Here is a 14,369-nt window from a genome sequence, read left to right as displayed (position 1 = left end):
AAAATCATCCGCCGGTCGCCAGGCTCGCCGACAGCAGCAACAGCCCAAACAGGAAGACGAACGCCGCGCCACCGATCTCGACGATCGAGTGGATGCGGTTGCCCATGCGGCCGTCGCCGGCGAAATACACCGCCCAGTTCTTGGCGGTCACCGCAAGCGTCGCCAGGGCCGAGACGGTGATCGCGGTGCCCAGCGACATCGCTAGCACCGACAGCAGGCCGCCGAGCCAGAGCCCGTTGAGAAGTGCGAAGCTGAGCACGATCAGCGCGCCGGAGCAGGGGCGGATGCCGACCGCCGCCACCGCCGTCCACGCGGTGCGCCAGTCGAAGCGGTCGCCCGACAGCAGCGCCGGATCGGGCGCATGCGAATGGCCGCAGGTCTCGCAGACTTCACCCGCCGCGTGATCGTGTGCGCCATGATCGTGCGCGCCGTGGTCGTGATGATCGTGCGAATGGCCATGCGTATGGTCGTGATCGTCATGCGCGTGCAGGGCGTGCGAATGGGCATGCGCCGAATGGTCATGGGCAGCATGCGAGTGGCCGGCATGCGAATGACCACCATGCGAATGGCCTGCATGCGAATGCCCGGCATGAGCCGCCGACAGGCTGTAGGCGGGCCCTCTGCCGAACAGGCGCAGGACGGACGGGCCGAGCTTGCGCCACAGCAGCCAGGCGCCAAACAGGGTGACGAAGACAAAGCTCATGATCTCCATGAACCAGGCCGCGTCGGTCATCGAGACGGCGGTGCCGCGCAGGACGAAATAAGCGACCGCCATCACCGCGACCGCCGTCAGGCCCTGCAGCAGTGCCGAGACGAAGGACAAAAGGATGCCGCGCCGCAGCGCCACTTCGTTGGCCACCATGTAGGACGAGATCACCGCCTTGCCGTGGCCGGGACCGGCGGCGTGGAAAATGCCATAGGCAAAGGACAGGCCGATAAGCACCCAGAGCTTGCTGTTGTCCTGGCGCATCGCTTTCATCGCCATCGCCAGCGCGCGATAGAACTCCTGCTGCCTCAGGTTGATCCACATCAGCATGTGGGCGAACGGGCCGGTGGTGGGCGCCATGCCGTCATTGACGCCGATGCCGAGCGAACTCTGGGCATGGGCGACGTTGGCGAAATGCATCATCGCGAAGGTGATGGCCAACAGGCCGAATGCCAAACGCAGGGACGGTTTCGTCACCGGATCTATCCTTCTGGCTGACAGTTCAGTTCAAGCTTGGTGGCGAAGATCTTGCTCATGTCGGTGCCTGTCGGATCGTTGAAGAAAGCGTCCGTCAGGGTCTTCTGGTTCTCTTTGATCGCCTCGTCCGGGTCCGGACGGACCACCTTGCTGGTGCAATTCGACGGCAAGCCTTCAACCGTGATGTTGCGGTCCTCGGTGAAGTCGATCGCCGTGTAGAAGGTCGGATCGTAGACGCCGATGTCGATCTTGCCGGCGAGCTTGATCGGCACTTTCGGCTCGGACTCGAACAGGATGATCAGCTGGTCATTGTCGAAATTGGCCATCAGATGCGGCGGTGGCGTCATCGCCACGTCCTTGCCGTCGACGGTGACGAGCTGGAAGTAATTGAACTCGGCCAGCGAGGCATGGACGGTGTCGGCGACTTCCTTCAGCTCCTTGTCGTCGAGCTTCAGGTCGGAGTTCTTGTCGAACTCCATCATCACCGTCGAGGAAAACAGATCGTCGAAGCGCCAGAGATGACGCAGCGCCTTCACACTTTGGTGATCCGGGGAGAGGATCACGTCGAGGCGAGCCTCGGCGAAGACGTGGGGATGCACGTAAGCCGGTCCGGTGGCGACAAAGGTCGCCGCCAAGGCCGAAGCCAGCATGATTGCGTGCCGTTTCAGGTGCATTCTCGGTCGCGATTCCATCGTCCTCGGAGAGATATTCGACAGTTACCAGAAAGGGGGCGAAATTGGGACCGCTGGTAGGTGTCGCCCAAAAGCGGGCAGCGGTCTAGCAACAGCGACACCCAATCGACAAAAGCCCAAGGCGCGTCGCGGCGCGATGCGCTTTGACGGCTGAAACCGATCAGGCGGCCTCACGCGTCCTGAACCACTGCACCAGGAAGTCGACGAAGACGCGCACTTTCGCCGGCAGATAGCGGCGATGCGGGTAGACGGCAAAAATGCCGCCGCCCGACAGGATGCGGTCATCCATCACCGTCACCAGCCGGCCGCTCGCGAGGTCGGGCGCGGCGATGAAATCCGGCAGGACGGAAAATCCGAGTCCCGCCACGGCCGCGGCCCGCGCCGTCATCGGGCTGTTGACCTCGATTGGACCCGACACCGCGACGCTCACCGGATCGCCATTGTCACCCTTGAACGGCCAGTTGTTCAGTCCGCGGCCATTGGTGTCGACGATGCAGGGCATGCGGCCGAGATCCTGCGGCCGTGTCGGCGTGCCATGCCTGGCGATCAGTTCGGGAGAAGCGCAGAGCTTTATCGAAAACGGCGCCAGCCGCCTGGCGATCAGCGACGAGTTCTCCAGCCGCGAAATGCGCACCGCGAGATCGAAGCCTTCCTCCACGAGGTCGACGAAGCGGTCGTCGAGCTGGATGTCGAGCACGATCTCGGGATGTTGCTTGGCGAAGTCGATCAGCGACTGGCCGACCGGCGCGTCGGCGAAGGTGCGCGGCGCCGACAGCTTGATCCGGCCGCGCACGTCGCCGGAGGATTCGCGCACGGCGTCGGCCAGGCTGTCGACCTCACGCACGATCTCGGAGGCACGCCGGTAATAGGTGTGGCCGGCCTCGGTCATCGAGAACTGCCTTGTGGTGCGGTTCAAGAGCAGCGCGCCGAGTTCGTCCTCCAGCTCGCGCACATATTTCGACAGCAATGCCTTGGAGCGGCCGATCTTGCGCGCCGCCGCCGAAAAGCCCTCGGCCTCGACCACATCGATGAAGGCGCGCATGCGGGTCAGTGTGTCCATGGTCAGGCCTTTCGTGCCGCGTCGAGAAGTTTCCGGCCGAGCCGTATCAGGGCAATGTCGCTGCCGGAAGGGCCAAGCAGCGACAGACCGAACGGGGCGCCGGCGACCGAGCCGATGGGCAAGGTGATTTGCGGAAAACCCGACAGGCCGGCGAGGCACAGAAGCTGCAGCGCCCGCTCGCGATAGGCCTGGAATTGCTCCGGCGTGCTGTCCACATAGGGTGCCGGGCCCGGCACCGTCGGCAGGACAAGGAAGCCGTCCCTGCCGAGCAGGGCGCTCAGTTCGGCGCGAAAGGTCTGTCGGCGCACCGCTTCTGCCTGCGCTGTCGGAGCGTCGACCGCACGGCCAAAGCCGAAACGCTCGTCGACACCGGGGCCGAGGTCGCGCTCGCCACTGGTGATCCATGCGCCATGCACAGCCCAGGCCTCCTTGGCCTGCAGCCGGCGAAAACACCAGTAGAGTTCATCCGGAGACGAGGTGAAGGGCGCTGCCGGCGTCGCCGGCGTGCCGAAAACCGCGCTCGCCAGTGCCTTCATTGCGGCATATTCGGCAAGCGCCGGGCGGGCGACCAGCTCGTCCAGCCAGTCCAGCGACAGCGGCCGGTCCAACGTGTGCTGGTGCGGGTCGCGGCCAAGCAGCAGCTTGCCGACGGTTTCGTAGGTCTCGATATCGTCGGCGAACCAGCCGAACGTGTCGAAACTTGGCGCCAGCTTCATCGCGCCGTCGAGCGAAATCCGGCCATGCGTGGTGCGCAGCCCGATCAGTCCGCAAAAGCTCGCCGGCGCGCGGATCGAGCCGCCGGTGTCGGAGCCGGTGGCGATATCGGCCAGCCCACCCGCCACCGCCGCCGCCGACCCCGACGACGAGCCGCCGGTGACGCGGTCGGGCGCTGCCGGGTTCACGGGAAACGAGAAATGCGCATTCTGACCGAACAGCGCGAAGGCAAGCTCGTCGGTCTGGGTCTTGCCGACGAAGCGCGCGCCGGCATCGAGAATCATCTGCACGGCTGGCGCGGTGCGCGAGGCGGCATGGCTTTCGGCGAACTTCCGCAAATTGCCGCAACCGGTGCGGTAGCCGGCAACGTCGTAGATGTCCTTGACGGCCAGCCGCAAGCCGGCCAGCGGTCCGAGTTCGGCATGTGCCACCGGCATCTGGCGAACATCGAGAAAGGCGTTGAGGGGGCCGTGCGTGCCTGTCATCGTTCGATATCCGCATACGATTGCACCAACATTGTTCGATGCCAGAAATTTTACAACCTTGGATGCGATTTTTATTGATTGTGAAAGCGTACGCTCTTATATCGCGCTTGCCCAAAGTCGCACGTGCCTGTGGGTGTCCGCCGATCCTCGAATGGTGAGGGAAATCGGTAAGGTAACTGGAGCCAACCCCTCCAGTCGGTTTAGCGGCCAACCGCCAGACCGAGGACACCTTGAAGCAACGACGGTGCGGGCCTTTCTGGTGTTCTGCCGGTTGTCCAAAGACCGGGGTTACTGAAGAGGCACACCTTCATTGCCGGCAGTGCGGACGGGTCTCCCATCCAAGCCAAGGCAGACAAAGCGAACCGAGGCCGGGCAAGGCCAAGGTTCACCGCCGCGAGACGGCGTTTCATGGTTCCGGGGTCTCCACCGGCTGGTTCCATGGATTTCCGTCCCGCCTTTGTCCACCGCGTGTTCGCGAGGCCGACAGCCCGCGGCCCGCAGCCTTATTGCGCGCCGAAAGGCGCTGATGGAGAGACCCCGATGGCTACCCAGCGTGTCCTTGACTTCCTTGCCACCCGACGTCCGACCGGCCCCTGCCTCGTCGTCGACCTCGATGTCGTGCGCGACAATTTCCGCGCCTTCGAGAAGGCGCTTCCCGATTCGAAAATCTACTATGCGGTGAAAGCAAACCCGGCGCCGGAGATCCTGCGCCTGCTTGCTGCGATGGGCTCGTCCTTCGACACCGCTTCCGTTGCCGAAGTCGAGATGGCGATGGACGCCGGTGCGCCGGCGGACCGCATCTCCTTCGGCAACACCATCAAGAAGGAGCGTGACGTCGCACGCGCCTACCAGCTCGGCATTCGCCTGTTCGCGGTCGACTGCGTCGAAGAGGTCGAGAAGATCGCCCGCGTCGCTCCCGGCGCGCGCGTGTTCTGCCGCGTGCTCACCGACGGCGAGGGCGCCGAATGGCCGCTGTCGCGCAAGTTCGGCTGCGTGCCGGCGATGGCCGTCGACGTGCTGCGCCATGCCAAGGGGCTCGGCCTCGACGCCTATGGCGTGTCGTTCCATGTCGGCTCGCAGCAGACCGACCTGACCGCCTGGGACCGCGCGCTGGCCGACGCCAAGACGGTGTTCGCGACGCTCGCCGAGGAAGGCATCGTGCTCAAGATGGTCAATATGGGCGGCGGCTTCCCGACGCGCTACCTGCGTGACGTGCCGGCGGCACAGGCCTATGGCCAGGCGATCTTCTCGGCGCTGCGCAAGCATTTCGGCAATGCCATTCCGGAAACCATCATCGAGCCGGGCCGCGGCATGGTCGGCAATGCCGGCGTCATCAAGTCGGAAGTCGTGCTGATCTCCAAGAAGGCAGCCAACGACAATGTGCGCTGGGTGTTCCTCGACATCGGCAAGTTCGGCGGTCTGGCCGAGACGATGGACGAGGCGATCCGCTACCCGATCGTCACCGCGCATGACGGCACCGAGACCGCGCCTTGCGTGCTCGCCGGCCCGACCTGCGATTCGGCCGATGTGATGTACGAGAAGACGCCTTATCCGCTGCCCTTGTCGCTGACCATCGGCGACGAGGTGCTGATCGAAGGCACCGGCGCCTACACGACCACCTACTCGGCGGTCGCCTTCAACGGCTTCGAGCCTCTCCGATCCTACGTGATCTGACGGCTCGCAAGAGCCGATCAGATCATCCCAGGTGGGCGTCTGGCGTCCACCCGGGCTCGCCTGTGGAACAGATCTCCGCTCGCTAGGGATTGCGGAAATGGACATTGCAAATTTCATTGTTGAGGGCGCCTGGCCAATCTCCCCCCTCGAGGGGGAGATTGCCATCGTCGCCGAAACCGCGGCCGACGTCGTGGCGCGCGAGGCGCTGCTCGACGACGCCATGGGGCCGAAGCGCAAGACGAAATCGTCGGAGAAGCTGCGGCGCGGCCGGCGGCCCTCGGAAGGCCTGGCCTTCGTCGCCCGCGACGCGTCGGGCGCGGTGGCCGGCACGGTGCGGCTGTGGGATGTCAGATTGGGCGAGGGTGGTCCGGCGGCGCTGCTGCTTGGCCCGCTCGCCGTCGCCCCGTCGCTCAAGAGTGCCGGCATAGGTTCGGCGCTGATGCGCCATGCCATCGCCGAGGCGGCGCGTCTCGGCCACGCGGCGATCCTGTTGGTCGGCGACGCGCCCTATTACGGACGCTTCGGATTCTCGGCCGCCAGGACCGGTTCGCTCGCCATGCCCGGCCCGTATGAGCGGCACCGCCTGTTGGCGCTGGAACTGGTGGACGGCGCGCTCGACGACGTCAGGGGCACGCTGAAGGCGGCGGGGCGCAAGCTGAAGGCGCAGGAGCAGGCGTCGGCGGCCTGAGGCCGCAAGAGCTTCGTCCAAACAAAACGCCGCCCATCGGGCGGCGTTTTGTGCGTCTGAAGCGATCAGCCGATCAACTGGCTGAGCGCCATGGCGACGGTCATGTCGCCTTCGACCTTTATCTTGCCGGTCATGAACGCCATGGTCGGGTTCAGGTCGCCCGAGATCAGCGAATCCAGATCGTCGAGCGAGAGCTTGATGGTGCAATCGGCCGGCCCATCGGTGGTCGAAATGGTTGCGCCGTCGATGACGATGACGCCATCGCTGCCGGTGTCGAATTTCACGGAACGATCGAACCCGCTGCTTGCAACGCGCGACTTGATCTTCTCGGCAATCTCCTGAACGCTCACGCTGTTCTCCTTGTCTGGTTGGTCGCGCAACGGCGCCTCGACCTGGCTTAAGTCGCCATGCCGCGTTTTCGCGATCACGGTCGTTGCCGCATATAGCTTTGCATTGACGTTTACGTCAACGCAAATTCCGGGAGGGGCGGTTCCTGTCGCAGCAGCGGATGACGTTCCGGTGTGACCGGAGAAACGCGCGCCGGGCAGTTCAATGTTCCTTGAATGCCTTGGTCATTTCCGCCGCCGTCTCGCTTTTCTTGCGGCGCAGCCAGTTGTCGCGGATCTCGTCCTTGCTGAGGAAATTGACCTGATCGATCAGAACCTCATGCACCAAAGTGGCGCCGACACGCGTGTTGACGGTATCGCGGATCGCGGCGCGGAAGGCATCGAGATCGATCGTCGCCTTCTTGGTGAAGTCGATCTGCGGATTGGCATAGAGGTAGGAATAGACCTGGTCGGTGATAAGCGCGTCCGCCGGAATGGACAGTTTCTTTATCTGCTCGGGTTCGACCGTGTAGACAAGCTTGGTCAGGAAATAGCCGCTGATCTGGGAATCGCGGATCAGCGGCACCGAAATGATGTCGGTCTTGACGTAGTCGAGGCCGCCCAGCATCGGTTTCGGCGTCTCGCCGACACCACGCTCGCCGGCTGCCTGGAACGAATAGAACACGGCGCCGAGGGTCGCGGCACAGATCCAGACGGCGATGGCGACGACCTTAATCATCGGGTCCTGTCATTCCCTCGCAAAGCGAACGCGGCACCGCCCTCTTGCCCGAGCATTGTGTGCGGCATCATGCCTTCGCCCAGCCGAACTCGCCGGCGGAGTAGGTGCCGTCGGTTTGCGAGCGCTGGATCGCGTGCCGCAGCAAGGTGGCGACTTCGTTGACCGCGCTGAGATGAGCCAGGATCGCCGCCTCGTTCTTCGCCAGCTTCTGGCGTAGCCGGGTCAGGCCTTCGCGGTGCTGTTCGAGGAATTCGGCTTCGCTGCCGCCCTTCATGGCGCGGGTCAGCTCGTAGAGATAGCGGCTCTTGCGGGCGTTCGACGCCTTGAGATCATAGTTGGTGGCGTTGCGGATGCCGGCGGTCTCTTCCTCGACCACTTCCTCGATGCGGCCGATGATGGCGGCGAGGTTGCCAGGCCGCGCGAACGGGATCGGCGCTTCCGACGCGGTCGTGCGTGCCGGCAGGTTGGCGGTGAATTCCGAAAAATCGGCCATGAGAATCCCGGTCTGGTTAGATTGAACTTGGATACGCACTGTCTCAGTGGTTGAGCATGATCTTTCCCAAAACCGGTGCCCGGTCCTGGGGGCACGCCCCTAAATCTTGATGTCTGTCTTGATGGTGGTCTCGTCACCGGTGATCGACCGCGCCGCCTTGCGCTGCAATTCATGGACCAGCGAGGTCGACAGGCTGCCCTGTTGATCGATCTCGGTCTTTTCCGGCCCGCCCGAAACCGGACCGACCGGCACGACACGCTTGCCGTCGAGATAGTGGTCGGCAAGCACCGACTTGGCGATGCCGATGCCGCCGCGTTCGGCCATCACGTCGGCCACCCGCTCGGCAAGCTGCGATTTCCACATGTCGCCGGCCAGGCCCTTGCCGTAGACGCCTTCGGTATCCTTGGGCAGCATGTTCTGGATGAAGGTCTGCAGCACCATGGCCTCGAACTTCTTGAACTTCTTGGCCGGGTCGGTCGTCGCCGCCTTGTCGGCGGTGGCGCGCGACAGGATCGAGCCGGCATCGACCGAAGCGGCGGTATCTAGCGAACCGGGGGTGTCGACCGAAAACGTGCCGGTGGCACCGCCGGCCCGCTTGGTCAGCGCGGCACGGGCGGCCACGATGTCCGTCGGGTCGACGGCTCGAGCCACATCCATAACGATGTCGCTGGGTGGAGAGATCGCCAAGAAAGTCCGCCTTTTATCGGTTTTCCTTAGCCAGACCATGCCTCAACAAGCTTGTGGCAGGCTTGCGCGGGTGGGGAGAGGCGGAATGCGGGCGGGTGTCTTGGTCCGCGGCCAACTACGGAGGCATAGCGAAGCCACTATTCGGCGTCGCGTTTTGGCCGGAAGCGGAACGTCGGCTTCCTAGATTGTATGATTGGAAAGCCCACCTTTGATTCAGCGTAGTGCCCGAGATGCCGCCGACAGAGACGGGACAGCGGCGACCATGGAAGGTCAGCGTGCCCTCGCCTCCGGAGCCACCCACAAGAAGGCAGCCTTGTAGGCGGAGAAGCGGATCGTGCCGCTGTCGACATGCGCGGCGCTGGCGAGGCTTACGCCCGCAGCGGCGATGGCGGCAAATGCGGCTGAACGAAATGCGGGCGAAATCTTCATGATGAGAACTCCTTAAATCGCCGCTTACCTAGTCTGCCGGGCACGTCGGCGTCGTATCAAAGAACAGTCTGGCCCGTCATTTGTTCTAAGAACGCGGACTGAATCCGGTTGCGAGAAGGCCGCCACGAAACGAGGAGGACGGCGAACATAATACTCGGTGACAGGGGCTGGTGCAGCCAACGCCGGCTGGCCCAGGATCGCCTGCACGAAGTCCAGCGCCACGAAAGCGAAGGGATGGGCAAAGCTGTAAAGATGCAACAACCCACAACCTTGACCGGCTCACTGAGATGTGCCCCGGAGGCTCGTCGAAACGCCACCCACAGCGCGCTCCCAATGGCGCGCTTGAGACCCGCGCGCGGCTCTACTAGCCCGAAAACCTCACGCTCACGCCGCGCTGCCGAAAATAAGCCTGCATCAACTTGCGGCCCGAGCGGTTGTTCTGCGCCAACTTGGTCGGATCGAACATCGCCTGCTTTAGCGCCGCCTTAAGCGTCACGATATGTGCGTCGATGTCGGCGTTGTCTGCCGGAGCGAAGCATAGATACTTTCGGTCGCCTGGCCACGGTTGGTTCGCTCACAGATTGTCGTATCCGCTTCGCCACCACTGGAGCCTCAAAGCCTGAACGTCTTGCCGACCGCGGATGGAACGACCTTCTCGCCATAGGCGGCCGCCAGTGCGCTCACGGCGCGCCAACCGGTGCAGTGCCCGGGTGATATTAATTGCAGGTCAAACTGCGCCAGCGCTTCGACCGTCTCGGGGATGATTGGCTCGGTGATCCCGGAGAGGTGGAAGCCGCCAAACACGCCATAGAGCGGGATATCCGGAAACCGTGCCCGGGCGTGCGTCAGAACGTTGATCAGGCCGGCGTGCGAGCATGCGGTGAAGACGACTTGCCCCTTGCCGGCCACGTTGATCGCTACGAAACGCTCGTCCGGCATGACCTCGTCCAGCGCCCAACTGCCAGCCGCGGTCTGTCGATGTTGGCCGGGAAACCCGCGTTCGAACCGGGTCACGCGAGGGATTTCGCCGCTCACATAGAACGTCTCGTCAAAAAGCCGCTGCTCGTCTCGGGTAACGATGACATCGGCGCCGTTTCCGGACAGAATATCCACGCCCGGCACCAGCTCCATCGGCCGAAACTGCCCGTCAGCCGACTTGGTCGCGCGCAAGGCGAACATATCGGGATGCATGTAGGTCGGGACGGGCTGCCCGCCATTGCCCATTGTGATCATCTGGAGGGCGCGCGGCATTGCCCCGCCATGATCCCAGTGACCATGCGACAGCATCACCGCGCCGACTTTCCCGAGATCGACACCGAGCCTGACCACGTTGCGCTCAAACACCCATTCCTCAGGCCCGGTGTCGAACAGGAGCGTGCGGCTGGCGGATCCGGTCCGGGTGGTGATCAAACAGGAAAGCCCATGCGCGGCGCAGCACAGGCATTTCCCGGACAGCCATTGCATCCCGCGACGGCGATGGCCGGCAAACTCGGTCTCGACGAAACCAGGATTCGACGAGAGACTGTCGGTCGCGTTGTCGACCAGAAAGATGACCTCTGCCGTATCGACTGCTCTCATGGAAGCGGCCCGCCTGGCGATGCATCGGGGCCATTCTATCCAATTCGGTTGCGGTGCATAGCTCCGACAGGCATCCGGGGCCATGCTTTTCCTGTGTCGAGCTTGCGCGGACATCCAGAGGGGGAGGCGTAAATCGAGACCTGGCAGTCTTGCTTCATTTTTGCCATGTCGCGGTCAGCTGGCTGCTATTTTACGGTCTCGTATTTCTGCATTGCGTTCTCGATCGCATCCTGTATGGCCCTGCGAGCGCCGTCGATCTGCTTCGCGATCATCCTATCCTGAGCTGAAAGGTCATTCTTAACATCCGCATAGGCGAGGAAGGCCTCTTCGTTCTCCTTGAGCGTTTTTGGATCAACAGCTTTGGCTTCCAAGAGCGCCGCATTGCCCGCACCAATCTTGAACTTCTCATACTCGCCGGCCCCGCCGAAGAAGACGTTTCCATCTACATTGTCACCAATTCCGGGGACCGTCAGACCAGACGTGTACTGCCAGAGCGTCCACGGGTTCCCGCCCTTGAGACCGAGGTCGGATTGGTCGACCTTACCGGTCTTCGTATATTTCGCCAGCCAGATCATGTACCTGTCGAAATCCGGCGTTAGCAGTTCGTTTATGAGCGATTTTGGGCTGTAAAGGATCGGTGTCTTTTTGTATTTCGCCTCGATCAGCCCAAGCAGCGTCAGCACCTTTGCGCGTGTCTTGGTGATCCCATCGTCGGACGCACATTTTTTCTGTGCTCCTGTAAGCGGCCATTCATAGGAAACGGCAACAGGTAGCGACGAATCATCCACGGGGACGAAGCTTTCCAGAAGTTCCATCTGCTCTTTAGGCGTCTGGCAATAATTGAAGATCCGGTAGGCGCCCCGGTCAATGCCTACATCTTTGGCCTTCGCCCAGTGGCCCTCGAAAGCGTCGTCCTTCCCCTTGATGCCCACGGCACGGATGTATGCAAACTGAACGCCAGCCTCCTTCTTGACCCGTTTCCAGTTGATAGTCCCCTCGTAGCGCGAAACATCGATCCCCTTGACCGGGTAGGTCTCGGCGCTTCCGAAGACCTTCACCTCCGGATGGTCCGGAACGCTGCTGGCGGGCCCCGGTGGCACATACATCGCCGTCTGGACACCTTCACCAAGCGTGATGGGAGACGTGAAGAAAAAGCTGCCCCGGGCGACCGACTTGTCGATGGCACCTATCCAAGCATATCCCATTTCGATGGGGTTGCCGTCCTTGTCGGTCATCTTCTTATGGTTGATGCGCTGGATCTCCGTATCGAGATACACTGACAACGCGCCCAGGCGCGTGACGCCGCCCTGTTGGATCAGCTTTCCATCCTCAGAGATGAGCCGCTTGTACTCGATGTCAGCGACACCCTCTTCGATCCCATTGAGGAGCGTGTCAAAGAAGAAACTTCCGTTTCCCGCGCCGATCGAGAGAGTTTCCTTGTTGTCTGGACCCGCGGTCAGCGCATGAGAGCCAGCTTCGGTGAAATCGTTAAGGCTTCCTCCCATGGAGCCATCGCCGAACAGATTGCCGCCGAAGCACGCATTCACCAAGGCAAGCACGTGGAAGTAGGAAGACGACAATTTCTTTAGATTGTCGCGCAGCGAGGCCATCGGATAGGTGGCCGACGTGTCGTCCATGGATGTTGCGTTCGCCAGGACAAAGCTGGCGTCGCTGCCGCTGGTCCCATGACCGGAATAGGCTACCAGCAGCCTCGCTTTGTGCTTAGTTTCCCCCCCTTCCTGCGTGGAAAAGAAGTCCCCTCGTTTGACCAGATAGTCGCGCAGAAAATAGTCGATGGTATCCTTGCTGGCGTCGGAGTCCCTTAGAACAATCACCTCATCGAAGTGCTGGTTGTCGATGAGGAATTTGGTCAGATTGTCGCCATCAACGGCCGCCGCGGACACGTCCGCCACACCCTCGTTCTGGTAATCGGCAATTGCGATGATCAGCCCGATCGACCTGGTATCGTCCGACGACGTGACATGAACGCTCTCGCCGATCCGGGGGTCGAGCACGGTCGCGCCATTTTCATAGTGAGTAAAGAAGCGACAGTATTTGACGTCCTTTACCTCGGCGCCGACTGCGTTGCCTGTGTCACAGACTTCTGCCCGCGCGGAGAGGCAACCCAGCAGCAGCCAGAGGACTGAAAGGCCGATTGCAACCCTGAGCATCGATGGTCTCAGAACTTGTCGACACCGAACGTCATGTAGAATTCGTCCTCCGTGCCCTTGAACACGTTTGCATCAAACCCGCCTGTGTAGCCCTGTGCGAGCTTGGAGGAGTCCGTGAACTGCCAGAGTGCGTAGCCGGCGTTTTCCGGTACCTTGGGTATTTCCTTGCCGCGCGAGCTCTTCGAATAGTCGGCAATCCAGATCTTGTAGTCCTTGAACTCGCTGAAGCTGGCCGCCGAACCGATGCGCTCATTCCACCAGGCGCGGGCGGTGTAGATCATCGGCCGACGTCCGGTTCTCTGCTCTACCGCCTTCAGCCAGGTCTTAGCCGATGCGATAATGGATTTCGGCGGCACATTGGCCCACCGATCGGGCGCATCGGCCTTGGCCTTGTCCCACTCGAGATCCATCACGGGGGGCATGTCGACGGCCTTGAGCTTGCCGTTGTACTGCAGGACGTCGGAGAATGCCTTGGCCTGACCGGCAGCGTCAACGCCAGCGCTCAGGAAATGGTAGGCGCCGCGGTGAACCTTAACTTTGCCGAGCTCCTCCCAATAATATTGGAACATCGGGTCAATGTATTTCTTGCCTTGCGTAGCCTTAACGAAGGCGAATTTAACACGCCGCTTATCAAGATTTTTGAACGGGAAGCCGTTCTTGTTGTGGTGGCTCAGATCGATACCAAAAATAGAATCTTTGCGCGGCGTGTTCTCGATGACGTCGAACGTCGTGTCCGTTGGAAAAAGAAAGGGACCGTAAAGGCTGAACTTCTGTACCTCGGCAGCCAGGCCGGTATCTTCCGCCTCTGCGGCTTCCTTTACGAGTTCGAAGAGAGCCTCGCGGGAAACATCTTCGTCCTCGGGTATGGGCTCCAGCCCTTCTACATCCTGCTTCACCGAGGCGCCGCTGACATCCTCTGCCGAAAGCACGCCTGGATAAAATAGGGCCGCTGCGGAAACAATTGCTATAACGGCTTTGCGCATGATCTTGTCCTCCCAGCAATTCATAACGCAGCACCAACCACCTCGCAATACCAGATAAATCGTTATCTCCGTCTTGAATATGCGTCCAACGCCTGTTGGCAATTGTTGTTACTTCCTGAGTTGGGCCGCCAATGCGGTAGCGTCTGCAATTTGTTTTGCAGGCATGGAAGAAGCTGGTGGGTGATACGTTGTTTTCAACGCGTAGATCACGGCCGGAGCGGATATCTGCGAACGTTGTGTCCGAAAATTCGATCGTTGCTTCCGAGCTTCGAGTCTTTTCCAGGCGGGACCTCAAAGAATCGAAGATGCCAGGGAACGCTCGTCCAACCGCACAGCCGCCGGAAACATTGGCCTCCCTCTCCTTTTCCTGGTTCGAAAGGCCGATCCGGCTCGTAAAATGGCTTCGGAAATTATGAGCGGCCTCATGCGAACGCGGAATACTTTGCGCAGGCATTCCCGTCATCGCT

At 61.8% G+C, this 14,369-nt stretch carries 13 protein-coding genes and 2 pseudogenes; 2 read left to right on the top strand and 13 right to left on the bottom strand.

The window, feature by feature from the left end; translation table 11 throughout:
- Positions 1-4: 4 nt before the first annotated feature.
- The 4 genes from ACFSQT_RS35515 to ACFSQT_RS35500 all read right to left on the bottom strand — a co-directional run bounded on the left by ACFSQT_RS35515 (position 5) and on the right by ACFSQT_RS35500 (position 4,134).
- Positions 5-1,192 (bottom strand): nickel/cobalt transporter, encoded by a 1,188-nt coding sequence (locus ACFSQT_RS35515; protein ID WP_379026740.1) that lies wholly within the window; start codon positions 1,190-1,192, stop codon positions 5-7.
- Complete coding sequence (locus tag ACFSQT_RS35510; RefSeq protein WP_379026697.1) at positions 1,189-1,857, bottom strand: DUF1007 family protein; 669 nt, start codon at positions 1,855-1,857, stop codon at positions 1,189-1,191. The genes ACFSQT_RS35515 and ACFSQT_RS35510 overlap by 4 nt, the downstream gene beginning before the upstream one ends.
- Before the next feature lie 178 nt (positions 1,858-2,035).
- The gene (locus ACFSQT_RS35505) at positions 2,036-2,935 is read right to left on the bottom strand and encodes a LysR family transcriptional regulator (RefSeq protein WP_379026696.1); all 900 of its coding nucleotides are present in this window, start codon (positions 2,933-2,935) and stop codon (positions 2,036-2,038) included.
- 2 nt (positions 2,936-2,937) lie between these two features.
- Entirely contained in the window at positions 2,938-4,134 is a 1,197-nt protein-coding gene (locus tag ACFSQT_RS35500) for an amidase (protein ID WP_379026695.1), read from the bottom strand.
- 540 nt (positions 4,135-4,674) lie between these two features.
- Between ACFSQT_RS35500 and odc2 the strand changes: the two genes are divergently transcribed.
- Both odc2 and ACFSQT_RS35490 read left to right on the top strand, forming a co-directional pair.
- A complete protein-coding gene (gene odc2, locus ACFSQT_RS35495; protein WP_379026694.1) occupies positions 4,675-5,808 on the top strand; it encodes an ornithine/lysine decarboxylase in 1,134 nt (377 codons plus the stop codon).
- A 97-nt stretch (positions 5,809-5,905) separates the two neighbouring features.
- Positions 5,906-6,496 (top strand): GNAT family N-acetyltransferase, encoded by a 591-nt coding sequence (locus ACFSQT_RS35490; RefSeq protein ID WP_379026693.1) that lies wholly within the window; start codon positions 5,906-5,908, stop codon positions 6,494-6,496.
- A 65-nt stretch (positions 6,497-6,561) separates the two neighbouring features.
- On the opposite strand, the gene ACFSQT_RS35485 is transcribed toward ACFSQT_RS35490, so the two are convergent.
- The 9 genes and pseudogenes from ACFSQT_RS35485 to ACFSQT_RS35445 all read right to left on the bottom strand — a co-directional run bounded on the left by ACFSQT_RS35485 (position 6,562) and on the right by ACFSQT_RS35445 (position 13,902).
- Entirely contained in the window at positions 6,562-6,846 is a 285-nt protein-coding gene (locus ACFSQT_RS35485; protein WP_379026739.1) for an SCP2 sterol-binding domain-containing protein, read from the bottom strand.
- A gap of 199 nt (positions 6,847-7,045) precedes the next feature.
- Complete coding sequence (locus tag ACFSQT_RS35480) at positions 7,046-7,561, bottom strand: hypothetical protein (RefSeq protein ID WP_379026692.1); 516 nt, start codon at positions 7,559-7,561, stop codon at positions 7,046-7,048.
- Between the two features lie 67 nt (positions 7,562-7,628).
- Positions 7,629-8,054, bottom strand: a complete 426-nt coding sequence (locus ACFSQT_RS35475) for a hypothetical protein (protein ID WP_379026691.1) — start codon at positions 8,052-8,054, stop codon at positions 7,629-7,631.
- A gap of 99 nt (positions 8,055-8,153) precedes the next feature.
- Complete coding sequence (locus tag ACFSQT_RS35470; RefSeq protein WP_379026690.1) at positions 8,154-8,780, bottom strand: rod-binding protein; 627 nt, start codon at positions 8,778-8,780, stop codon at positions 8,154-8,156.
- Positions 8,781-8,964: 184 nt separating this feature from the next.
- Positions 8,965-9,170 (bottom strand): annotated as a pseudogene (locus tag ACFSQT_RS35465) (hypothetical protein); the annotation flags it as partial.
- Positions 9,171-9,534: 364 nt separating this feature from the next.
- Positions 9,535-9,748 (bottom strand): annotated as a pseudogene (locus ACFSQT_RS35460) (hypothetical protein).
- A gap of 34 nt (positions 9,749-9,782) precedes the next feature.
- Positions 9,783-10,832: an MBL fold metallo-hydrolase gene (locus ACFSQT_RS35455; RefSeq protein ID WP_379026689.1), complete on the bottom strand. Its 1,050-nt coding sequence runs from the start codon at positions 10,830-10,832 to the stop codon at positions 9,783-9,785.
- A 101-nt stretch (positions 10,833-10,933) separates the two neighbouring features.
- Entirely contained in the window at positions 10,934-12,919 is a 1,986-nt protein-coding gene (locus ACFSQT_RS35450) for a GH25 family lysozyme (RefSeq protein WP_379026688.1), read from the bottom strand.
- 8 nt (positions 12,920-12,927) lie between these two features.
- On the bottom strand, positions 12,928-13,902 hold the full coding sequence (locus ACFSQT_RS35445) for a glycoside hydrolase family 25 protein (protein ID WP_379026687.1): 975 nt from the start codon (positions 13,900-13,902) through the stop codon (positions 12,928-12,930).
- Positions 13,903-14,369: the final 467 nt, after the last annotated feature.

This window comes from Mesorhizobium calcicola (genome assembly GCF_042682105.1).
Lineage (GTDB): Bacteria > Pseudomonadota > Alphaproteobacteria > Rhizobiales > Rhizobiaceae > Mesorhizobium > Mesorhizobium calcicola.
This window is presented reverse-complemented; position numbering and strand designations above follow the sequence as displayed.